The sequence below is a fragment of the Thermus igniterrae ATCC 700962 genome (genome assembly GCF_000376265.1).
Lineage (GTDB): Bacteria > Deinococcota > Deinococci > Deinococcales > Thermaceae > Thermus > Thermus igniterrae.
This window is the reverse complement of record NZ_AQWU01000064.1, coordinates 16,834-38,064: the sequence shown is the minus strand read 5'-3', so window position 1 is coordinate 38,064 and position 21,231 is coordinate 16,834. Positions and strand designations below refer to the sequence as shown.

The window sequence follows — 21,231 nt, the reverse complement described above, 5'->3', positions numbered from 1 at the left end:
GCAGGGATGGCCCTACCCCAAGGTGGCCCGGCTTACCCTGGCCTCGAGGAGGCGTTCCAGGAGGAAGAGCCCAAGGGCCAGCCCCAGGAGGTAGGGCCGCAGGGGCAAGGCGGCAGAGGCCCGCACGGGGAGGTCCTCCGGGGCCAGAAGCCGCCCCCCGCTGGCCTCGGCCATGGCCCGGAGAACCTCCCGCCCATCCCGGGGGCTCCACTCCCCCGGCAAGGGGAGGCGCAAGGGGAGGCGGCGCTTGCCGTCCAGGAGCACCCCCTCCCCCGCCACCCAGGCCTCGTGGCGCAGGGGCCCCGTGGGCACCAGGGCCACCTCCTGCCCCCCCACCAGGAGGAGGGGGCGCTCCAGAAGCCCCAGGGCCACCACCCGCACCCCCTCCCCCTCGGGGTAGGCCTGGAGGGCCAGGCCCCGCCTGGCCCCCATGAGGTACCGGGCGAGCCCACCCAAAAGGGGTGCCGCTCCCTCCCAGTCCCGCCAGGAACGGCTGAGGTCGGTGGCCAGGGCGGCCACCCGCCCCTCCCCCCGCTCCCCCACCGCCAGCACCGCCCTTTTCCCGCTCCTGAGGAGGACCTCCGCCCAGGGCTCGGCCCGGGCGGGAAGGAGGACGCTCACGGGCGGGAAAGCAAAGCCCTCCGTCAGGGGGTGGGGGGTGGCCTCGAGGGGAAAACGACCCTCCAACCTCTCCCCCTGGAAGACCTCCTGCCCCTCCCGCAAGAAGAGGCGGGGCAACTCCCGGGGGGTGGCCGCCTGGTAGAACCGCCCCCCGCCCCGGCGGGCCAGCTCCTCCAGGAAGGCCCGGTCGGCGTCCGGCCCCAGGGCCATGGCGCTCACCTCGAGGCCCGAGGCCCCGGCCAGGGCCAGGATGGGTTCCTTGGGGTCGGAGATGAGGCCGTCCGTGAGGACCAAGACCCCCTTCCGCTCCACCGGCACCCCCTCCAGAAGCCGCACCGCCTCCCGAAAAGCTCCCCCAAGCACCGTCCCGCCCCCCGCCCGCACGGAAAGGAGGAGGCTTTCCGCCTCCTTCTTGGCCTGGGCGGTCATGGGCCTGGGGGGAAAGAGGAGCCGGGGGCTGGAGGAGAAAAGGACCACCCCCAGATAGTCCTCGGGGGCGGCGGAGCGCACCAGCTCCAGGGCCCCCGCCAGGGCCATGGAGAGCTTCTCCCCCTCCATGCTCCCCGAGACGTCCAGCACCAGGACCAAAGCCGCCCCCTTGCGGCCCAAGGGCTTCAGGGGGAGCTCCTCGGGCAGAGCCCGGTCCCAGCCCCCGAAGAAGAGGCCTTTGGGGGTAGCGGTGAAGAGGAGGCCACCTCCCTGGCGCAGGAAGTCTCGCAGGGCCTCCGGGGCCCCTTCCGGCAGGTCCAAAACCCCCAGGCCCACCGCCACCAGGTCAGCCTCCAGGGGAAGGCGAAAGGGCCCTTCCGAGACCTGGAAGCCCTGGGCCTCCAGGTAGCGGGCCAGGGCCGGGTCCCCAAGGACCAGGGCCTTCCCCCGGTCCGCGGGGGCCACCTGGGCCTCCGCCTCGCTCCTCCCCCAGGACCCCTCGGCCACCGCCCGCACCGTTACCGCCTCGGTGAGGGAAAGGGTATAGACCAGGCTCCGCCGCCCCTCCACCCGCAGGGTGCGCTCCAGGACCCCCGAGGGGCCTTCTACGCGCAGCCGGGCCTCCGTGGCCACCGGGGCCTCGAGGACCACCCCTACCCCCACGGTCTCCCCATAGAGGGGGTAGGGGGGCGGCACCAGGTGGACCTCCACGTGGGGCTTGGGGGGCACGTAAAGGGCGTCCAGGGGAAAAGGAGGCGCCAGGGGGGGAAAAAGCCCATCGGAGACCAGGACCACCCGGCTTGGCCTGAGGGCTTCCGCCGCGGCGAAGGCTGCCTTTAGGTCCGTCTTTTTCCCCAGGTCCAGGCGGCGGGCCGTGGGGGAAGGAAGAGGCACCACCCGCTCGGCGAAGGCCAGGTAAAGGGCCCCCCGGGGCAGGCGCTCCGCCAGGGCGAAGACCCCCTCCCGGGCCGAAGGGGAAAAGTCCAGGAGGTAGACCACCCGGCCCGAGAGGGGCCACCTGGGGTCCAGAAAGGCCAGGAGGAGCAGGAAGAGGACCGCCCCCCGGAGGACCCTGGGCATACCCCCATGCTACGGGAGGGCCTCAGTCCATCCAGTGGCCCAGCTTCTCCTTCTTGGCCTGGAGGTAGCGCTCGTTGTAGGGGTTGTCCCCGGCCCGCAAGGGGAGGCGCTCCACGATCTCTATGCCGAAGCCGGAAAGCGCCTTGACCTTGCGGGGGTTGTTGGTGAGGAGACGCATCTTGCGCACCCCCAGGTCGTAGAGGATCTGGGCCCCCACCCCGTAGTCCCGGAGGTCGGCGGGAAAGCCCAGGGCCAGGTTGGCCTCCACCGTGTCCAGCCCCTGGTCCTGCAGGGCGTAGGCGCGGATCTTGTTGGCCAGGCCAATCCCCCGCCCCTCCTGCCGCAGGTAGACCAAGACCCCCTTCCCCTCCTGGGCGATGCGCTCCAGGGCCAGGTCCCGCTGGAACCCGCAGTCGCACCGCAGGGAATGGAGGGCGTCCCCGGTGAGGCACTCGGAGTGCATGCGCACCAAAACGGGCTCCTCCGGCGCCCAGGTGCCCATGACCAAGGCCGCGTGCTCCTCCCCGGTGAGGGTGTCCCGGTAGGCCAGGATGCGGAACTCCCCAAAGCGGGTGGGCAGAAGGGCCTCCGCCTCCCGCCGCACGTACCGGTCCCCCTTCTCCAGGCGGTAGCGGATGAGGTCGGCGATGGTGCCCACCTTGAGCCCGTGCCTTGCGGCAAACTCCAGGAGGTCGGGCAGGCGGGCCATGGTGCCGTCCTCCTTGAGTATCTCAATGAGGCTTCCCACCGGGGTGAGGCCGGCCAGGCGCAGGAGGTCCACGGTGGCCTCGGTGTGGCCCGCCCGGCGCAACACCCCCCCGGGCCGGGCCACCAGGGGGAAGATGTGTCCGGGACGGCGGAAGTCCTGGGGCCCCGCCTCGGGGTCGGCCAAAAGTCGGATGGTGGCCGCCCGCTCGTAGGCGGAAATCCCGGTGGTGGTGCCCTTAGCGTCCACGCTCACGGTGAAGCGGGTGCCCTGGGGGTCCTGGTTCCGCTCCACCATGAGGGGCAGGTCCAGGGCCCTAGCCCGCTCCTCGGGCAGGGCCACGCAGAGGAGCCCCCGGCACTCCTTGAGCATGAAGTTCACCCACTCCGGGGTGACGTGCTCCGCGGCCATGATGAGGTCGCCCTCGTTCTCCCGGTCCTCGTCGTCCACCAGGATCACCGGGCGGCCCTGGCGAAGCTCCTGCAAAAGTTCCTTGACGTCGGCCAGTTCTGGCATCACTCCCCCCGCATGAGCCTTTCCAGGTAGCGGGCGATGAGGTCCACCTCCAGGTTCACCCCGTCCCCCACCCGCAGGTTTCCCAGGTTGGTCACCTTGAGGGTGTGGGGGATGAGGGTGACGAAGAAGACCTCCCCCGAAAGTCGGGCCACGGTGAGGGAGACCCCGTTGAGGGCCACGCTTCCCTTCTCCGCGATGTACCGGGCCAGCGCCCTGGGAGGCCGGAAGTGGTAGTCCCTGGCCCCCGGGGCCTCCTGGATGGCCACCAGCTCCGCCACCCCGTCCACGTGTCCGGTGACGAAGTGCCCCCCCAGGCGGTCCCCCACCCTGAGGGCCCGTTCCAGGTTGGGCCGGTGCCCCACCCGCCAGGTGGGGGCGGTGCGGCGCAGGGTTTCCTGGGCCAGCTCCACCCAGAACCCCTCCCCGTCCACGGCCACCGCGGTGAGGCAGACCCCGTCCACCGCCACCGAGTCCCCCACCTTCAGGTCGGAAAGAACCTCTTGGGCGGCAATCCGCACCCTGAGGAAGGGGCCTTCCTCCACCTTTAGGATCTCGCCGGTTTCCTCAATGAGTCCCGTGAACACTCACACCTCCGGATAGGCCTCCAGCCAAAGGTCGTCCCCCAGCCACTCCCGCCGCACCAGGCGGAGCCTTTTGGCCTCGGCCATGCGCTCCAGGGCAACGCCCTCCAAAAGCCCCCTCCCCTCCCCCAGGAGCTTGGGGGCCAGGAAGAGGGCCAGCTTGTCCACCAGACCCTGCTCCCAGAAGGCCCCGGCCAGCCTGGGCCCCCCCTCCAGGAGGACCCCGTCCAGCCCCTCCTCCAGGAGGAAGGCCAAGGCGGCCTCCAGGCTCACCCGCCCCCCCTCCCGGGGAAGCTCCACCACCCGGGCGGAGGCGGCCTCGAGGGCCTTGATCCGCTCCTTGGGAGCCCCGCGCCCCACCAGGACCAGAACCCGGGCCGCCTCCCCCCGGGGACCGGGTTGGAAGAGGCGGGCGGTGGGAGGGGTTTTGGCCTCGGTATCCAGGACCACCTTCACCGGGTCCCGGAGGGGCGGGGGTTCCAGCATGAGGGGGAAAGGGCGGAAGTCGGGCTCCCGCACGGTGAGGGCAGGGTCGTCCTGGAGCACCGTGCCCACCCCCACCATCACCGCGGGTAGCCACTGCCGGTAAGCCTGGGCCACCCGGCGGCTTTCCTCAGCGCTCACCCAGCGGGCATCCCCCGAGGGGGCCGCCACCTTGCCGTCTAAGGTGAGGGCGGCCTTGAGGAGGACGAAGGGAAGCCCCTTCCTCTGGACCGTGAAGAAGACTTCGTTCTGCGCCCTGGCCTCCGCTTCCAGAAGGCCGGCCTCCACCGCCACCCCTGTCGCCTTAAGCCGCTCCAGCCCCCCCTGGGCCAGGGGATTGGGGTCCCGGGCCGCCACCACCACCCGGGCCACCCCGGCCTCCAGGAGGGCCAGGGAACACGGGGGGGTGCGGCCAAAGTGGTTGCAGGGCTCCAGAGAGACGTAGGCCGTGGCCCCCCGGGCCGCCTCCCCCGCCACCCTCAGGGCGAAGACCTCCGCGTGGGGCTCCCCCGCCTTGGGGTGGTACCCCTCCCCCAGGATGCGCCCCTCCTTCACCAGCACCGCCCCCACCAGGGGGTTGGGGTGGGTGTGGCCGCGGGCCCTTTCCGCCAGTTGCAGGGCTCTACGAAGAAACCGTTCGTCCAGCGCTCGCAAAGGCCCTCCTTCTCCCATCCGGACTTTCACCGTCGGCCCCGGAGTTCCACCGGGTCGGGCCCCAAAGGGGCTTCGCGGGCTTTCACCGCCGGTGGGGACTTCCACCCCGCCCCGAAGGAGGTGCCAGATGGCACCATGCTCACTTTAGCAGGTCCCGAGGGGAAAAATGTCCGGCCCTCCCCACAAAGGGTTTGGGGCGCCCCTTGGGCGCCCCTTTTGGTGGAGGTGGGGGGAGTTGAACCCCCGTCCGAAGGTCCCTACGGCGGGCTTCTACGCGCGTAGTCCGCGTTTCGGGTGTCCCCCTGGCTTGGCCCGCGGACGGGCGGCCAGGGGCTAGCTCCGCTTAACTTCGCCTCAGGCTACGGAGCCTTGCCCTCGGCTAGCCGGGTTTGGTGTCCCCGCGCTGGCGAGCCCCCGGCAGGGCTTCCAGGCGAGGTCGCGGGCATTAAGCCGCGAGGGCGTAAGCAGGCTTGTTGGCCTTTATTCTTTTGCGGGTTTTTACGAGGCCACCCGCACCTCGGCGCGCCGCCTTGCCCTCGGTGACCCCCGTCGAGACCGTTCACCCCCATGTGAAGACCGGGTTCGGACCGGCAGACTTGAGTGTAGCAGGCTAAAGGGGTTGTGGTCAAGAGGCCCTTGGGTGTAAACTGAGCCCAGTGCTCCCAAGGGAGGGGGGTGGGTGTAAGCCCACCCTTCCTTTGTGAAGGGAGGTGAGGAGGTGCCGGTGGACCTTTGGCGGCTGGTGGAGGAAGCGGTGGAGCCTTTGGGCCTCGAGGTCCTGGAGGTCCGGGAAACCCCCGGGGAGGTCTTGGTGCGGCTGGAGCGCAAGGACGAGCGGCCCATCAGCGTGGCCGACCTGGAGCAGGCAAGCCGCCACATTGAGGCGGCGCTGGACCGGGAGGACCCTATCCCCGGGAGCTACCGCCTCCTGGTGGAATCCCCCGGACCCAAACGCCCCCTCTTTACCCGCCGCCACTTTGAACGCTTCCAGGGCCTCAAGGCCAAGGTGCCGGGCCCCGGCGGGTTCACCGGCCGCATTCTGCGCGTGGAGGGGGAGGAGGTGGTCTTCCAGGTGAACCTGGAGGAGAAGCGCCTCAAGATCGGCACCTTCCGCGCCCACCTCGCCGAGTGGCCCGAGGAGCCCAGGTAGGAGGTTAGGAGCATGAACCGGGAGTTCATTGACGCCATGCAGCAGCTGGCCTTGGAGCGGGGGGTGAGCACCGATGAGGTCCTCGAGGCCTTCAAGGAGGCCCTGCGCAAGGCCTACATCAAGCGGCAGAAGGGGTACAAAAAAGAGGAGATAGACGCGGGCAAAGGCCCCGAGGTGGACGTCTACATTGACCCCCAGACCGGGCGGATAGAGATGGTGGAGGTCCGGCGGGTGGTGGAGAAGGTGGAGGACCCCGACAAGGACATCGCCCTTTCCGACGCCCTGCAGTACGACCCCGAGGTCCAGGTGGGGGACGAGATGGAGTTCCCCATTGACCCCGAGGGCCTCTCCCGCATGGCCATCCAGGACCTGCGCCAGATCCTCACCCAACGCCTCAAGGAATCGGAGCGCAACCGCATCTACAACGAGTACAAGGACAAGGAAGGCCAGGTGCTCACCGGGGTGGTGACCCGGGTGGACAACCGGGGCAACGTCTTCGTGGAGCTGGGCCGGGGGGAGGCCTACCTGCCCAAGAGCGAGCAGATCCCCACGGAGCGCTACTACCCGGGGCAGCGCCTCAAGATCTACCTGAAGAAGGTGGACCGCTCCGCCAAGGGGCCCTCCCTGATCGTGAGCCGGGCCCACGAGAAGCTCCTGGAGCACCTCCTCAAGCAGGAGGTCCCGGAGATCGCCGAAGGGATTGTGGAGATCAAGGCCATCGCCCGCGAGCCCGGGCGCCGGAGCAAGGTGGCGGTGACCAGCCACAACCCCAACGTGGACCCCATCGGGGCCTGCATCGGGCACAAGGGGCAGCGCATCCAGGCGGTCTCCGCCGAGTTGGGCCGGGAGAAGGTGGACATCATCCTCTGGTCCAAAGACCCCAAGGAGTTCATCCGCAACGCCCTCTCCCCCGCCCAGGTGGGCTCCATAGAGCTGGACGGTGAGGCCAAGAAGGCCCGGGTGAAGGTGACCAAGGACCAGCACTCCCTGGCCATCGGCACCGGGGGGCAGAACGTGCGCCTGGCCTCCAAGCTCACCGGCTACGACATCCACTTTGAGGAGGCGGAGATCTCCGACCTGGACGAGGCCATCCGCCGGGCGGCCCAGGAGGAGGCCGAGGCCCCAAGCCGGTCCAAGAAAGAGGAGTTTGAGCGGCTCTTCCGGGATCTCTCCGAGTGATGCCCCACGTACCCCTACGCATGTGCGTGGCCTGCCGCCGGAGGCGGCCCAAGGGGGAACTCCTGCGCATCCTGCTCACCCCAGAGGGGTTCCGCATAGATTCCACGGGCAAGCTCCCGGGGCGGGGGGCCTACGTCTGCCCCGACACTCCGGAGTGCTGGACGGAGAAAAAGCTGAGGCGCTTCGCCGGGGGCCGGGCCAAGGCCCTTTCCGAGCTCCTGGCGGCGCAGTTGGGAGGTAAGGATGGGCAAAATTCGCATTTACCAGCTGGCTAAAGAGCTGGGCATGGAAAACGAGGAGCTTTTGGAGCTCCTTTCCCAGATGGGGGTGGCCTACAAGTCCCACGCCTCCACCCTCTCCGAGGAGGATGCGGAGGCGGTGCGGGAACTGGTGAAGGAACAGCGGGGCCTGGCGGCCAAGCAGGCGGAGGAGGAGCGCCGCAAGGCCCTTCCCAAGCGCCCCCCCGTGGTGGTGATCATGGGCCACGTGGACCACGGGAAGACCACCCTCCTGGACTACCTGCGCAAAAGCCGCATCGCCGAGAAGGAAGCCGGGGGCATCACCCAGCACGTGGGGGCCTTTGAGGTGAAGACGCCCCAGGGCACGGTGGTCTTCATAGACACCCCGGGGCACGAGGCCTTCACCACCATCCGGCAGCGGGGGGCCAGGGTGGCGGACATCGCCATCATCGTCATCGCCGCCGACGACGGCATCATGCCCCAGACCGAGGAGGCCATCGCCCACGCCAAGGCCGCCGGGGCCAAGATCATCTTTGCCCTGAACAAGATGGACCTCCCCCAGGCAGACCCCGAGCGGGTGAAGCGGCAGCTCATGGAGCGGGGCTTCGTGCCCGAGGAGTACGGCGGCGACGCCATCATCGTCCCCATCAGCGCCAAGACCGGCATGGGGGTGCAGGACCTCCTGGAGATGATCCTCCTCATCGCCGAGCTGGAGGACTACCGGGCCGACCCCAACGCCGAGCCCCGGGGGGTGGTGCTGGAGTCCAAGCTGGACAAGCAGGCGGGCATCATCGCCAACATGCTGGTCCAGGAGGGGACCTTCCGGGTGGGGGACCACGTGGTGGCCGGGGAGGTTTTTGGCCGCATCCGGGCCATGATGGACGCCGACGGCAACCAGCGCAAGGAGGCGGGCCCGGGAAGCGCCGTGCAGGTCCTGGGCTTCCAGGAACTCCCCCACGCGGGGGATGTGGTGGAGTGGGTGCCGGACCTGGAGGCCGCCAAGGAGATCACCGAGGAACGCAAGGAGGAACGCAAGGCCCGGGAAGAGAAGGAGGCCGAGCGCCGCCCCAGGACCATGGCCGACCTCCTGCGGGCCTTGCAGGAGGAGGGCCGCAAGGAGGTGAACCTGATCCTGCGGGCGGACACCCAGGGCTCCTTGGAGGCCATCCAGCACATCCTGGCCAGGGAGAGCACGGAGGAGGTGCAGATCAACGTCCTCCTGGCCCAGGTGGGAGCCCCCACGGAGTCGGACGTCCTCCTGGCCCAGACGGCGGGGGCGGCCATTTTGGCCTTCGGCGTCAACCCGGCGGGCTCCGTGAAGAAGGCCGCGGAGCAGAAGGGGGTCCTGCTCAAGACCTTCCGCATCATCTACGACCTCATTGACGAGGTGCGGGCCATGGTCAAGGGGCAGAAGGAGCCCCAGTACAAGGAGGAGGTCCTGGGCCGGGCCGAGGTGCGGGCCATCTTCCGCCTGCCCACGGGTAAACAGGTGGCGGGGTGCATGGTCACCCAGGGCCGCATTCCCCGGAACGCGGAGGTGCGGGTCCTGCGCAAGGGCCAGGAGGTCTGGAAGGGCAAGTTCGCCAGCCTCAAGCGCTTCAAGGAGGACGTGCGGGAGGTGGCCCAGGGGTACGAGTGTGGGATTGGCCTCGAGGGCTTTGACGACTTCCAGGAAGGGGACATCATAGAGGCCTTCCAGATGGTGGAGGTGCCCGCTTAGGGGGTAGGGTGCGCTGGGGCAGGCTTCTCCCCCTATGGGCCAGCCTGGCCCTCCTCCTCCAGGGCGTGGCCCTGCCCGCCCCCAGGGAGGAGGCCCAGGCGGGCCTCGCCGCCAAGGGCGGGGTTTTGGCCCTGAAGGAGGAGCGGAGCGGGGGAAGCCTCCCCTCCCTCCTCGCCACCTCCCCCAAGCCCCCCCGCGCCCTGCCCCGGCCCTTGGGAGAAGGGCCAGCCCTGGCCCTTCCCCCGCCCCCTCCCTCCCCCACCCTCTACCTCCTCTACCGGCGCCTGCAGCTGGAGGGGGGCTAACCTACCCCCCGCCTCCCCAGCCTGCGGGAAGGGGCTGGGGAGAGGGGCAAGAGGGCTTCCCCGGCCTAAGGCAACCCGACCCTTTTGCGAGGAACACCCATGAACCGAAAGCTTATCCAAGGCCTCTTTCTGCTTGGTCTCTTCCTCCTAGCCCTCCTCTTCGTCTGGAAGCCCTGGGCCCCCCAGGAGCCCAAAGTGAAGCTGGGCCTGGACCTCAAGGGGGGCCTGCGGATTGTCCTGGAAGCGGACGTGGAAAATCCCACCCCCGACGACCTGGAAAAGGCCCGCACGGTGTTGGAAAACCGCATCAACGCCCTGGGGGTGGCCGAACCCCTCATCCAGATCCAGGGGCAAAAGCGCATCGTGGTGGAACTGCCCGGCCTCTCCCAGGCCGACCAGGACCGGGCCCTGAAGCTCATCGGCCAGCGGGCGGTGCTGGAGTTCCGCATCCTGAAGGAAGGGGCCACCGGGACCACCGTGGCCCAGATCAACCAGGCTCTGCGGGAAAACCCGCGCCTCAAACGGGAAGACCTGGAAAAGGATCTGATCAAGCCCGAGGACCTGGGCCCCCCCCTCCTCACGGGGGCGGACCTGGCCGACGCCCGGGCGGTGTTTGACCAGTTCGGCCGCCCCCAGGTGGCCCTCACCTTCACCCCCGAGGGGGCCAAGAAGTTTGAGGAGGTCACCCGGGCCAACGTGGGCAAGCAACTGGCCATCGTCCTGGACGGCAAGGTCTACACCGCCCCCGTAATCCGCCAGGCCATCACCGGGGGGCAGGCGGTGATTGAGGGGCTTTCCGGCCTCGAGGAGGCCAGCGAGATCGCCCTGGTCCTGCGCTCCGGGGCCCTGCCCGTGCCCCTCAAGGTGGCGGAGATCCGGGCCATCGGCCCCACCCTAGGCCAAGACGCCATCCAGGCGGGGATCCGCTCCGCCCTCATCGGCACCCTGGCCATCTTCCTCCTCATCTTCGCCTACTACGGGCCGAGTCTAGGACTGGTAGCCTCCCTGGGCCTCATCTACACCTCGGCCCTCATCCTGGGCCTCCTCTCCGGCCTGGGGGCCACCCTCACCCTGCCGGGCATCGCCGGCTTGGTCCTCACCCTGGGGGCGGCGGTGGACGGCAACGTGCTCTCCTTTGAGCGCATCAAGGAGGAGCTACGGGCAGGCAAGCGCTTCCGCCAGGCCATCCCCGAGGGGTTCAAGCACTCCACCCTCACCATCCTGGACGTGAACATCGCCCACCTCCTGGCGGCGGCGGCCCTTTACCAGTACGCCACCGGGCCGGTGCGGGGCTTTGCCGTGATCCTGGCCATCGGGGTGGTGGCCAGCGTCTTCTCCAACCTGGTCTTCAGCCGCTACCTCCTGGAGCGCCTGGCGGACCGCGGGGAGATCCGCCCCCCCATGTGGCTGGTGGACCCCCGGTTCAACTTCATGGGCCCGGCCCGCTACATCACCATGGCCACCCTGCTCCTGGCGGTGGCGGCCGCGGGGGTGGTCTTCACCAAGGGGTTCAACTACGCCATTGACTTCACCGGGGGCACCGCCTACACCCTGCGCACCCCCCCTGAGGTGGGGGTGGACACCCTGAGGCGCTTCCTGGAGGCCAAAGGCTTCCCCGCCAAGGAGGCGGTGATCACCGAGGTGCAGGCCCCCACCGCGGAGCACAAGGAGTTCTCCCTGAAACTCCCTCCCCTGCCCGATGAGAAGCGCCTGGAGCTGGAAAGGCTTTTCGGCGCGGAGCTGAAGGCCACCGTGCTCACCTCCGAGACCGTGGGGCCCGCCATCGGCTCGGAGCTCCGCCGCGATGCGGTGATGGCGGTGCTGGTGGGCCTCGGCCTCATCCTCATCTACGTGGCCTTCCGCTTTGACTGGACCTTCGGGGTGGCCAGCGTGATCGCCGTGGCCCACGACGTGGCCATCGTGGCGGGGATGTACAGCCTTTTGGGCCTGGAGTTCTCCATCCCCACCATCGCCGCCCTCCTCACCATCGTGGGGTACTCCATCAACGACTCCATCGTGGTCTCCGACCGTATCCGCGAGAATCAGAAGCTTCTAAGGGGCGTTCCCTACCGAGAGCTCGTGAACCGCTCCATCAACCAGACCCTCTCCCGCACGGTGATGACCAGCCTCACCACCCTCCTGCCCATCATCGCCCTCCTCTTCCTGGGAGGAAGCGTCCTCCGGGACTTCTCCCTAGCCATCTTCGTGGGGATCTTCGTGGGGACCTACAGCTCCATCTACGTGGTGAGCGCCCTGGTGGTCTTCTGGAAGAACCTGCGCCAGCAGCAGGCCAAGAAGGCGGCTTAAAGCCTCCCCCAAACCCCCCGCGGCCGGCCGCGGGGGGCATGCTTTCCCAATCCACAATCGGGGACGGGACCCGGCCCTATCCTCAGGGAAGGATTCGGAGGAGAACATGGCCGGCTGGCCTTGCCGCCTCCTGGCGCTGGGCGTTCTTTTGGGCCCCTGGGCCCTGGGGGAGCCCCTCCTCCTGGCGCGGGAGGTGCGGCTCCTCTGGGCCGGGGAGTGGCTAAGGGCGGGCCTCGAGGCCCTGGCCGAAGCCCCCACGGAAGGCACCCTCGCCCACCTCTTCCAGGCCCATGCCCTCTGGGCGGGAAGCCTGGGGGCGCATCCCGAGCTCCTCTCCCAGGTGGCCGCCCTCCTGGCCGAGGCCAAGCGCCTAAGCGAGGAGGAACCGGAAGGCCTGCGGGCCCTGGCCCAGAGGGCCTCGCCTCTCCTGAGCCGGGCCCAGGCCCAGTTGGTGCCCAACCCCACCCCGGGCCTAAAGGCGGGCCTGCTGGTCCAGATGGCCCTGGGGGTAGCCGAGGGCTACCGGCAGGGCTTCCTCCTCAATAAGGAGGCCTACCGCCTGGGGTTCTTCCTCCTCTGGCACCTCCAGATCCATCTGGAGGAACTTAGGCCCCATCTGCCTTCCCCGGTGCAGGAAAGGGTGGCGGAGAACCTGGCCGCCCTCCGGGCCCTCTACCCCGCCTCGGCTCCACCCTCCATCTTCCGCCATCCCGATGAGGCCAAGGAGGCGGCCATGGACCTCCTCTTCGCCCTGGAGGCAGGGCTTGGCCTGGACCTCTGGCCCCGGGACCCCCTGGCCACCCTGGAGCGCCTGCAAAGCCTGGTGCAGGAGGCCTGCCAGTCCCCAGACCCAGGCCTGGCCCAGGAGGCCTGGGAAGGGGTGAAAAGCCTCGCCTTCTACCTGATCCCCAGCCTGGCCTTTGGCCAAGGGGAGGCCCTGGCCCGGGCCCTGGAGACTAGGCCCCCCGCCTGCCAGCCCACCCTCGTCCTCCTTCAGGAGGCGGCGGCCGGGCCTTGGGAGTGAGGGGCTAGAGGCCCAACTCCTCCAGGGCCTCCTGGTGAAGGCGGGAGGCCTCGGGGTAGAGGGGAGTAGCCCGGAGGCGGGCAAGGGCCTCCTCGTCCAGGGGGTCCAGGCGCAGGGCCTGGAGCCAGTCCCCGGGGTTGGGGCTTTGCAGGAGGGCCCGGCGCCTGGCCTCGGCCCAGGCCCGGCCCCAGTCCTCCAAAAAGGGATGGTCCAGGCCCTGGAAGGGCAGGGCCGGGGGGGCCTGGGAGTCCAGGAGGTCCAGGTAGAGCTCGGGGGCCTCGAGGTGAAGCCCGTAGGGCCGGGTGCGGAGGAAGTAGGGCGGGGCCCCCTTGGGCCGGCCGGGCTCCAGGGCGCCCACCACCTCCCACCAGAGCACGCGAAACTCCCCAGGGGATACCCCCAGGGCCTCCTCCAGCGCCTCTCTGTCCCAGGCCTGAGTGCTCAACAAGGCCAGGAGGAGCCGGGCCTTTTCCCGCCGGAAGCGCACCGGCCTGCCCTCCACCCGTACTTGGAACCCCCCCAGGGCCAGGACCTCCACCCGCACCCCGGGGTGGTAGGGCAGGGCCAGCCGCCCAAGCCGCCAGAGGGCCCGGCGCACCCGGGGCAGGGGAGGGGCAAAGAGGGTGGGTTTGGCCAGGAAGGGGTAGCGCTCCAAAAGCCCCTCCCACCCTTCCCGGAAGGGATAGGCCCCGGCCAAGGCCCCGAGGAAGGGGTCCAGCAGGGGAAGTGCCGGCAGGGGAAAGGCCTCCCCCTGCCGGAGCCGGGCTAAGGCCACCATCAGGGTCAAGAACCCCTCCACCCAGAGGTCCCCCGAGGCCCGGCAAAGCCGCACCATCTCCCCGTAAGCCCCCTCCTCACCCAAGGCGGCCAAGCCCGCCAGGGCCTCCACCTTGAGCCGGGCCGGCCCCCCCTCCGCCAGGTCCATGGCCGCCCGGTAGGCGGCCTCCGCCTCCGCCAGGCGCCCCAGGGCCAGGAGGGCGTGCCCCCGCCGGGCCTCGGCCAGGGCCACCCCGAAGGGACTTCCCAGCACCTCGGCCTCCCGCCGGCCCCGCTCAGCAAAGGCCAGCCCCTCCCTGGCGTCCCCAGCCACGCACTCCAGGAGGGCCCGAAGCAGGCTCCCCTCCCGGTGGTTCTGGGGCGGGCGGTGGAGGCCCGGGTCCCTGGCCTGGCGCAGGAGAGCCAGGGCGGCCTCCGGCTTTCCCTGGCGCAGAAGGAGCCGGGCCCCGCCCATCCCCAGGGCCTCAGCCTCCGCCACCCGGCCCTCGTTGAGCAGGTTCTCCGCCAGAAGGGGCCTGGCCTCCTCGGGAAAACGCCTTAGGGCCTCCTCCAGGTAGGGCCGGGCCCGGGCGGGCTCCACCGAGTCCAGAAAGAGGCGGACCAGGCCCAAATAAGCCCGCTCCTCCCCAGCCCTTAGGGCCTCCTGGTAGGCAGCCTCCGCCTCGGGGTAGCGCCCGGCCTGGCGCAGGGCTTCGGCCTCGAGGAGGAGGAGGCCCCTGCGCCCCTGCCGCAGGGGGAGGGGGAGGTGGCTCAGGAGGCGGAGCACGGTGTAGGTGAGCCCCCGCTCCAGCCAGGCAAACCCCTCCCGCAGGAGGAGGTCCGCGGCATGGCCGAGCCGGCCCGCCTCCAGCAGGAACTCCGCCGCCCGCACCCCCTCCCCCTGGGCCAAGGCTGCCTCAGCCGCTTGGGCAAGGAGGGCCCGGGCCTCCGCCTCGGGCAGAAGGCCTTTTAGGGCGCTCCGCACCAGGGGGTGGAAGGCCAGACGCCCCTCCCGCTCCTCCAGGAGGAGGTCCTGGGCATAGGGGAGGAGGCCCTGGGCCTCAGCCTTGGGCACCTCCCCCAGAAGGGCCAGGCGGGCCGCCTCCCGGAGCACCTCTGGGGGCAGGCCGTAGGCCAGGTAGGAAAGAAGCCCCTCGGCGCTTTCCAGGGCCACCTCGGGCCTAAGCCCCCGGCGCATGGCCAGGAGGACCACCCTGAGGCCCAAAGGCCAGCCCCCTACCAGGGAATGGGCCCGCTCCACCTCAAAGGCGGGGAGCTCGGGGGCCAGGGCCTTGGCCAGACCGCAGGCCTCCTCGGGGTCAAAGGCCAGCTCCCGCTCGGCCAGCACCCGGAAAAAGGCGAAGGGGGCCGCCTTGCGGGAGAGGACCAGAAGCTTCAGGCCGGGAAGCTGGCCCAGGCCCCGCAGGAGGCGCAGGGCCTCGGGGCTTTCCGCCCGGTGAGCCTCGTCCAGGACCAGGAAGTGGGGCCCCAAGGGCTCCAAGGCCGCCAGAAGGGCCTCCAGGGCCCGGGGCCAGGCCCCTCCCTCCAGAAGGGCCGCCACCTCCTCCAAGGGGGCCCGCTCCCCGTAGGCGGCCAGAAGGTGCCAGAGGAGGACCGCCGGGTCCTTGGCCTCTTCGGCCAGGGCCACGTACACCCCGGGGAACTCCGAGGCCAGGCTGGTCTTGCCGTACCCCGCCCCCGCGGCCAGGACCACCCCAGGGCTTCCCTGGAAGGCCGCCTCCACCAGGCGGATGGGGCGGAACCGCCGCACCTCCTTGGCCGTGCGGGGAGGGAGGAGCCTCGAGGGGGGCACCGGATAGGGCACGCCTTCATTCTGCCCCAAAGGGGGCCGGGAGCAGCGTGTAACGGGCGTGTAACGCCCCTTCCCTACCCTGAGGACAGATGTTCGTGCGGAGCCTGGGCGTGTACCTGCCAGAGGGGCGGATGGGGGCCGAGGAGATCGCCCACCGGTCCGGCCTGCCCCCTGAGGTGGTGCGGGAGAAACTGGGCATTCTGGAAAAGCCCATCCCCGGCCCGGAGGACCACCCCGCAGCCATGGCCGCCTGGGCCGCCCAAAGGGCCCTGGCGGCGGCGGGCCTGGAGGGCGGGGCGGTGGACTGGGTGCTCTCCATGGTGGAGGAGCACAAGGACTACCCGGTCTGGGCCACCGCCCCCTACCTGGCCCGGGCTGTGGGGGCCTGGGAGGCCAAGGGGTTGGACCTCAACCAGAAGTGTGCCTCCCTCATGGGGGCCCTGGAGGTGGCCCGGGGGCTTTTCGCCACCCGGAAGGAGGTGAGGGTGGTCCTGGTGGCGGGGGGCTACCGCAACGGGGATCTGGTGGACTACCAGGACCCCCACACCCGCTTCCTATACGACCTGGCCGCGGGAGGGGGGGCCCTGGTCCTCACCCGGGAAGGGCCGGGCCTCAGGCTTCTGGGGCTGGCCCACCGCATGGACCCCCTCCTGGCCTTGGCCGTCAAGGTGCCCGTGGGGGGGACGCGGCGGCCACTCACCCCGGAAACCCTGGGAGAGTACCGCCTCAGGGTGGAGGACCCTGAGGGGATGAAGCGGAGGCTGGACGCCACCTCCATCCCAAGCTTCCTGGAGGTGGTGCGGGAGGCCCTGGCCGAGGCGGGCTACACCCAGGCGGACCTGGACTACCTGGCCCTTTTGCACATGAAGCGCTCCGCCCACCGGGCGGTGCTGGAGGGGCTTGGCCTCGGGGAGGAGCAGTCCTTCTACCTGGAGCGCTTCGGCCACCTGGGGCAGCTGGACCCCATCCTCTCCCTGAAGCTGGCCTGGGAAAGGGGGCTCCTGCGGGAGGGGAGCCTGGTGGGCCTGGCGGCCGCGGGGGTGGGGTACTTCTACGGGGCGGCGGTGCTCCGCCTGGAAGGAGGGCTTTGTGCTTGAGGCCAACTGGCTGGGCCGCCTGGCCCGGTACCACCCCGAAAGGCGGGCCGTGTGGTTCCGGGATGGCTGGCTCACCTACGCCGAGCTCTACCGGCGGGCCAGGAAGGCGGCGGGGTTTTTGCAGGCCCTGGGGGTGGGAAAGGGCGACCGGGTGGGCCTCCTTTCCTGGAACCACCCCGCCTACCTGGACCTCCTCTTCGCCGGGCCCCTCCTCGGCCACATCCTCACCCCCTTCAACCACCGCTTAAGCCTCACGGAGCTCAAGGCCCTCCACGCCTACAGCGAACCCAAGGTGCTCCTCTACGGCGAGGGCTTCGCCGAGGCCGCCAAGGCCCTGGACCCAGAGGCCCTTCCCCTCGAGGCCCTCCTGGAGGGGGAAGAGGCCCCGGAGGAGGTCCGGGTGGGGCTGGAAGACCCTGCCCTCCTCCTCTTCACCGGAGGCACCACGGGCCTGCCCAAGGGGGCCCTGATCCCCTACCGCCAGCTCCTCCTCAACGCGGTGAACACCGCCTTCGCCTGGGGGCTTTCCCGGGAGGACCGCTACATCCTGGCCACCCCCATGTTCCACGCGGCCCTCAACGCCCTGGCCACCCCCCTCCTCTACCTGGGGGGAGAGGTGGTGCTCATGGAGCGCTTCCGCCCCGAGGAGTACCTGGCCCTCCTAGAGGCCCACCGGCCCACGGTCCTCTTCCTGGTGCCCACCATGTACCAGATGCTCCTGGAGACCCCGGGGTTTGGGGAGGCCGACCTCTCCTCCGTGCGCTTCGCCATCTCCGGGGGAGCCCCCTGCCCCGCCCCGGTGCGGGAGGCCTTCCGGGCCAAGGGGGTACGCTTCAAGCAGGGGTACGGGCTCACGGAGTGCGGGGTGAACTGCTTCACCTTTGAGGTGGAGGAAGCCGAGGCCCACCCCGAAAGCGTGGGCCGGCCCATGCCCCACCTCTGGGCCCGCCTGGTGCGGGAGGACGGCCGGGAAGCGGGGGTGGGGGAGGCGGGGGAGCTCTGGCTTTCGGGGAGCGTGGTGATGCTGGGGTACTTCCGCCGCCCGGAGGAGAACGAAAAGGTCTTCGCCTTTGACGGGGAAAGGCTTTGGCTCAGAACTGGGGACCTGGCCTACCGGGACGAGGGGGGGCGGTACTACATTGCGGGCCGGCGCAAGGAAATGTTCATCTCCGGGGGGGAGAACGTCTACCCGGTGGAGGTGGAGCGGGCCCTCTACGACCACCCCGCGGTGCGGGAGGCGGCGGTGGTGGGGGTGCCGGACCCCAAATGGGGCGAGGTGGGGGCGGCCTTTGTGGCCCTGAGGACACCCTTGGACCTCGAGGCCCTCCGCACCTTCCTGAAGGGAAAGCTGGCGGGGTACAAGGTGCCCAAGTACCTCATCCTCCTGGAGGAACTCCCCAAAACCGGCCCCGGCAAGGTGCAGAAGGAGGCCCTGAAGCGGCTTTGGGAGGAGAGATATGGCCAGGCTTAGGTACAAGGTGGAGGGAGAGGGCCCGCGGGTGGTCCTCCTCAACGGCCTTTTCCAGCGCCTGGAAAGCTGGGACCCGGTGGTGCCCCACCTTGGGGGCTACACCCTCCTCCGCTACGACATGCGCGGGCAGGGGGAGAGCGAGGCCCCCGAAGGGGCCTACACCCCCGAGGTCCACGCCCAGGACCTCCTGGGGCTCCTGGAGGGGCTGGGCTGGGAGGAGGCCGCCTTGGTGGGGCTTTCCAACGGCGGGGTGGTGGCCTTAAACCTGGCCCTACTGGCCCCCAGGCGGGTGCGGGCCCTGGCCCTGGCCTGCACCACCCCCTACCTGGACGCCGCCCTGAGGGCCAAGGCGGAAAGCTGGCTTCATGCCCTAAAGACCGGGGGCACCCCTTTGCGGCTCCGGGTAGCCCTGCCCTGGGTGTATGGGGCAGGCTTCCTCAACGCCCACCCCGAGCTCCTGGCCCCCGAGGGCCTTCAGTCCCTGGCCTCCCAGGCCCCCACAGAAAGGGCCCAAGAAGGGCTCCTCCTGGGGTTCCTGGGGCTAGAGGACCTGCGCCCCCGCCTGAAAGCCCTCCGCCTCCCGGCCCTGGTCCTCTACGGGGAGGAGGACCTCCTCTTTCCCAGGCCCTACGCCCAGGCCCTGGCCGAGGCCCTTGGGGCCAGGCTCCAGGCCCTGCCCACGGGGCACGCCGCCCCCCTGGAAGACCCCCTGGCCTTCACCCGGGCGGTAAGAAGTTTTTTGGAGGAGGTGTATGCTTAGCCATCTGGAAGCGGGAAGCGGAACCCCAGTGGTCCTGATCCACGGCAACTTCGCCTGCAAGGAGTGGTGGCGGGAAGTCCTGGAAAGCCCCCCGGAAGGGGTACGCCTCCTGGCCCCTGACCTTCCCGGGTTCGGGGAAAGCCCGGCCCCCCAGGGCTTCACCCCCTCCATCCCCGCCTACGCCCAGGCCCTGAGGGACTTCCTTAAGGCCCTGGGAGCGGAGGAAGCCCTTCTGGTGGGCCACTCCCTGGGGGGCGCGGTGGCCATGGAGGCGGCCACGGAAAGGACCCCGGGCCTCCTCCTCCTCAATCCCGCCCCCCCCACGGGCTTCCCCACCCCCGAGGCCTACTACCCCATCCTGGAAAGCTACCGGGAAAACCGCGAGGCCCTGGCCCAGGCCCTGGCCGCCATGGCCCCCACCCGCAGGCCTCCCTGGTTTCCTGAGCTGGTGGCCAAGGCCCAGGGCATGCACCCCGGCCACTTCCAGGGCAACGCCCGGGCCCTGGCCGCCTGGCGGGCCCGGCCCTTCCCCGGGCCGGTCCTGGTGGTCTACGGCACCCTGGACCCCCTCATTTCCAGGGCCATGGCCGAGGCCACGGCGGCCTTCTTCCCCCGGGGCCGGTTCCTGGCCGTGGAGGGGGTGGGGCATTCCCTGAACCTGGAAAACCCCGGCCTCTTCCGGGAAATCTTGGAGGGCTTCCTCAAGGAGGTGCGCCCATGAGGTTCCAGGTGGGGGACAGGGCCAGCTACACCCAGACCCTCTCCGAGGCCCACGTGGCCCTCTTCGTGGGGGCAGTGGGGGACACTAACCCCCTCCACGTGGACGAGGCCTACGCGCAAAGGAGCCGCTTTGGTCGCCGCATCGCCCAGGGCATCCTGGTGGCCGGCCTCATCTCCACGGTGATCGGCACAAGGCTCCCTGGCACCGGGGCCATCTACCTCTCCCAGACCCTGCGCTTCCTAAAGCCCACCTACCTGGGGGACACCATCACCGCCACCGCGGTGGTGAAGGCGGTGCGGGAGCGGGAAAAGGGAGGATGCATCCTCACCCTGGACACCTTCTGCGAGAACCAGCGGGGGGAAAGGGTGATTGAGGGAGAAGCGGTGGTGCTCTACGAGGAACCCGAGGGCGCCAAGCCCTTAGGGAATGAAGGAGGTAGCCCATGAGAAAAGCACTCGGACTCTTGGTTTTCGCCCTGGGCCTGGCCTTGGCCCAGACCCCCCTCAAGGTGGGGGTCATCCTGCCCCTTTCCGGGGCCTCGGCGGTGGCGGGCAAGGCCGCCTTGAACGGCATCCAGCTGGCGGCAGACGAGGTGAACGCCCAGGGCAGGGTGCGCCTGGAGCTCGTCGTGGTGGACGACGGCACCGACCCGGCCAAGGCCGTGCCCGCCTTCACCAAGCTCATGACCGTGGACCGGGTGGACCTGGTCATTGGGGGCCTGGCCAGCGGGGTGACCTTCGCCCTCTCCGGCCCGGTGAAGCAGTACGGCCCCCTCTTCCTCTGCATCGGGGCCGCCAGCTCTGTGGTGGAGCAGGCCTTTGAGGGCTACCCCCTCTTCTTCCACTACCACCCCTGGGACTACCACAACGTGGCCGCCGCCTTGCAGTTCTTCCAATCCCTGGCCAAGGACCACGGGGCCAAAAAGGTGGCCATCCTCTACGAGGACGGGCCTTTCGGCTCCGCGGGCATCGGGGTCTACAAGCAACAGCTAGAGCGCCTGGGCTACCAGGTGCAGGCCGAGCCCTACAAGGCGGGAAGCGGCCAGTTCACCCCCATCCTCACCCGCTTCCGGGCCTTCGCCCCCGACATCCTCTACTGGATCGGCTACGACGTGGACGCCCTGCCCATCGCCACCCAGACCCGGCAGGTGGGCCTCAGGCCCAAGCTCATCTACGGGGCTCCCCCCTCCTGGCCCATCGGCTTTGAGAAAAACCCGCTTTCCAACGACGTGGCGGGCATGACCGCCTGGTTGCCCACGGTGCCCAACGCGGAGTCCCGCCGCTTCGTGGACGCTTACCGCAAGAAGTACGGGGAGCTCACCGAGGAGTACATGGCCCCCATGGGCTACACCATCGTGAAGAGCCTGGCCTTGGCGTTGGAAAGGGCGGGGAGTGCGGACAAAAACCGCATCGCCGAGGCCCTGGCCGGCCTCCGGATGAACACCCCCTTCGGCCCCCTGGCCTTTAAGCCCTCGGACACGGGCAGGACCAAGTACCAGGGATTCGGCCCGGAGATCTGGTTCCAGTTCCAGTACCTGGAGGGCAGCCGCCGTCCGGTCTTCCCCAAGGACAAGGCGGCACGCCCCCTCCGCTACCCCGGGGAGTACTACCTGCGGTAAG

Annotated in this window: 18 protein-coding genes, 1 other RNA gene and 1 riboswitch; of the genes, 13 read left to right on the top strand and 6 right to left on the bottom strand. The window is 69.9% G+C overall.

Annotated features, from left to right (window positions below):
• Positions 1–12: 12 nt before the first annotated feature.
• From B128_RS0107210 to ssrA, 5 genes are all read right to left on the bottom strand, one after another.
• Entirely contained in the window at positions 13–2,130 is a 2,118-nt protein-coding gene (locus tag B128_RS0107210; protein WP_018111613.1) for a VWA domain-containing protein, read from the bottom strand.
• Positions 2,131–2,152: 22 nt separating this feature from the next.
• On the bottom strand, positions 2,153–3,352 hold the full coding sequence (locus B128_RS0107205) for a bifunctional 3,4-dihydroxy-2-butanone-4-phosphate synthase/GTP cyclohydrolase II (protein WP_018111612.1): 1,200 nt from the start codon (positions 3,350–3,352) through the stop codon (positions 2,153–2,155).
• Entirely contained in the window at positions 3,352–3,936 is a 585-nt protein-coding gene (locus tag B128_RS0107200; protein WP_018111611.1) for a riboflavin synthase, read from the bottom strand. The genes B128_RS0107205 and B128_RS0107200 overlap by 1 nt, the downstream gene beginning before the upstream one ends.
• On the bottom strand, positions 3,937–5,070 hold the full coding sequence (gene ribD / locus B128_RS0107195) for a bifunctional diaminohydroxyphosphoribosylaminopyrimidine deaminase/5-amino-6-(5-phosphoribosylamino)uracil reductase RibD (RefSeq protein ID WP_018111610.1): 1,134 nt from the start codon (positions 5,068–5,070) through the stop codon (positions 3,937–3,939). It abuts the gene before it with no gap.
• A gap of 2 nt (positions 5,071–5,072) precedes the next feature.
• Positions 5,073–5,193: riboswitch (FMN riboswitch) on the bottom strand.
• Positions 5,194–5,287: 94 nt separating this feature from the next.
• Positions 5,288–5,637, bottom strand: a transfer-messenger RNA (tmRNA) gene (gene ssrA / locus B128_RS12685).
• A gap of 157 nt (positions 5,638–5,794) precedes the next feature.
• Here ssrA and rimP point away from each other — a divergent pair.
• The 7 genes from rimP (at position 5,795) to B128_RS13365 (ending at position 12,994) form a co-directional block, all read left to right on the top strand.
• Entirely contained in the window at positions 5,795–6,220 is a 426-nt protein-coding gene (gene rimP, locus B128_RS0107190; protein ID WP_026175102.1) for a ribosome maturation factor RimP, read from the top strand.
• A 12-nt stretch (positions 6,221–6,232) separates the two neighbouring features.
• On the top strand, positions 6,233–7,399 hold the full coding sequence (gene nusA, locus B128_RS0107185; RefSeq protein WP_018111608.1) for a transcription termination factor NusA: 1,167 nt from the start codon (positions 6,233–6,235) through the stop codon (positions 7,397–7,399).
• A complete protein-coding gene (locus B128_RS12680; protein ID WP_083922101.1) occupies positions 7,399–7,674 on the top strand; it encodes a YlxR family protein in 276 nt (91 codons plus the stop codon). Before nusA ends, B128_RS12680 begins: the two co-directional genes overlap by 1 nt.
• A complete protein-coding gene (gene infB / locus B128_RS0107180; RefSeq protein WP_018111607.1) occupies positions 7,643–9,358 on the top strand; it encodes a translation initiation factor IF-2 in 1,716 nt (571 codons plus the stop codon). Before B128_RS12680 ends, infB begins: the two co-directional genes overlap by 32 nt.
• Positions 9,359–9,366: 8 nt before the next feature.
• Positions 9,367–9,663: a hypothetical protein gene (locus B128_RS13370; RefSeq protein WP_018111606.1), complete on the top strand. Its 297-nt coding sequence runs from the start codon at positions 9,367–9,369 to the stop codon at positions 9,661–9,663.
• A gap of 99 nt (positions 9,664–9,762) precedes the next feature.
• Complete coding sequence (gene secD / locus B128_RS0107170; RefSeq protein WP_018111605.1) at positions 9,763–11,970, top strand: protein translocase subunit SecD; 2,208 nt, start codon at positions 9,763–9,765, stop codon at positions 11,968–11,970.
• A gap of 106 nt (positions 11,971–12,076) precedes the next feature.
• Positions 12,077–12,994 carry a hypothetical protein gene (locus B128_RS13365; RefSeq protein WP_018111604.1) on the top strand — a complete coding sequence of 306 codons (918 nt, stop codon included), beginning with the start codon at positions 12,077–12,079 and terminating at the stop codon, positions 12,992–12,994.
• 4 nt (positions 12,995–12,998) lie between these two features.
• On the opposite strand, the gene B128_RS0107160 is transcribed toward B128_RS13365, so the two are convergent.
• Positions 12,999–15,575: a tetratricopeptide repeat protein gene (locus B128_RS0107160; protein WP_018111603.1), complete on the bottom strand. Its 2,577-nt coding sequence runs from the start codon at positions 15,573–15,575 to the stop codon at positions 12,999–13,001.
• Between the two features lie 77 nt (positions 15,576–15,652).
• Between B128_RS0107160 and B128_RS0107155 the strand changes: the two genes are divergently transcribed.
• From B128_RS0107155 to B128_RS0107130, 6 genes are read left to right on the top strand one after another with little or no spacing between them, the layout of a single operon-like run.
• On the top strand, positions 15,653–16,660 hold the full coding sequence (locus B128_RS0107155; RefSeq protein ID WP_018111602.1) for a 3-oxoacyl-ACP synthase: 1,008 nt from the start codon (positions 15,653–15,655) through the stop codon (positions 16,658–16,660).
• Positions 16,653–18,131: a class I adenylate-forming enzyme family protein gene (locus tag B128_RS0107150; RefSeq protein ID WP_018111601.1), complete on the top strand. Its 1,479-nt coding sequence runs from the start codon at positions 16,653–16,655 to the stop codon at positions 18,129–18,131. The genes B128_RS0107155 and B128_RS0107150 overlap by 8 nt, the downstream gene beginning before the upstream one ends.
• Complete coding sequence (locus B128_RS0107145) at positions 18,118–18,891, top strand: alpha/beta fold hydrolase (RefSeq protein WP_018111600.1); 774 nt, start codon at positions 18,118–18,120, stop codon at positions 18,889–18,891. The genes B128_RS0107150 and B128_RS0107145 overlap by 14 nt, the downstream gene beginning before the upstream one ends.
• Positions 18,884–19,612, top strand: a complete 729-nt coding sequence (locus tag B128_RS0107140; RefSeq protein WP_018111599.1) for an alpha/beta fold hydrolase — start codon at positions 18,884–18,886, stop codon at positions 19,610–19,612. The genes B128_RS0107145 and B128_RS0107140 overlap by 8 nt, the downstream gene beginning before the upstream one ends.
• On the top strand, positions 19,609–20,058 hold the full coding sequence (locus tag B128_RS0107135) for a MaoC family dehydratase (protein WP_018111598.1): 450 nt from the start codon (positions 19,609–19,611) through the stop codon (positions 20,056–20,058). The genes B128_RS0107140 and B128_RS0107135 overlap by 4 nt, the downstream gene beginning before the upstream one ends.
• On the top strand, positions 20,055–21,230 hold the full coding sequence (locus tag B128_RS0107130; protein WP_026175100.1) for an ABC transporter substrate-binding protein: 1,176 nt from the start codon (positions 20,055–20,057) through the stop codon (positions 21,228–21,230). The genes B128_RS0107135 and B128_RS0107130 overlap by 4 nt, the downstream gene beginning before the upstream one ends.
• The last annotated feature ends 1 nt before the right edge of the window (position 21,231 follow it).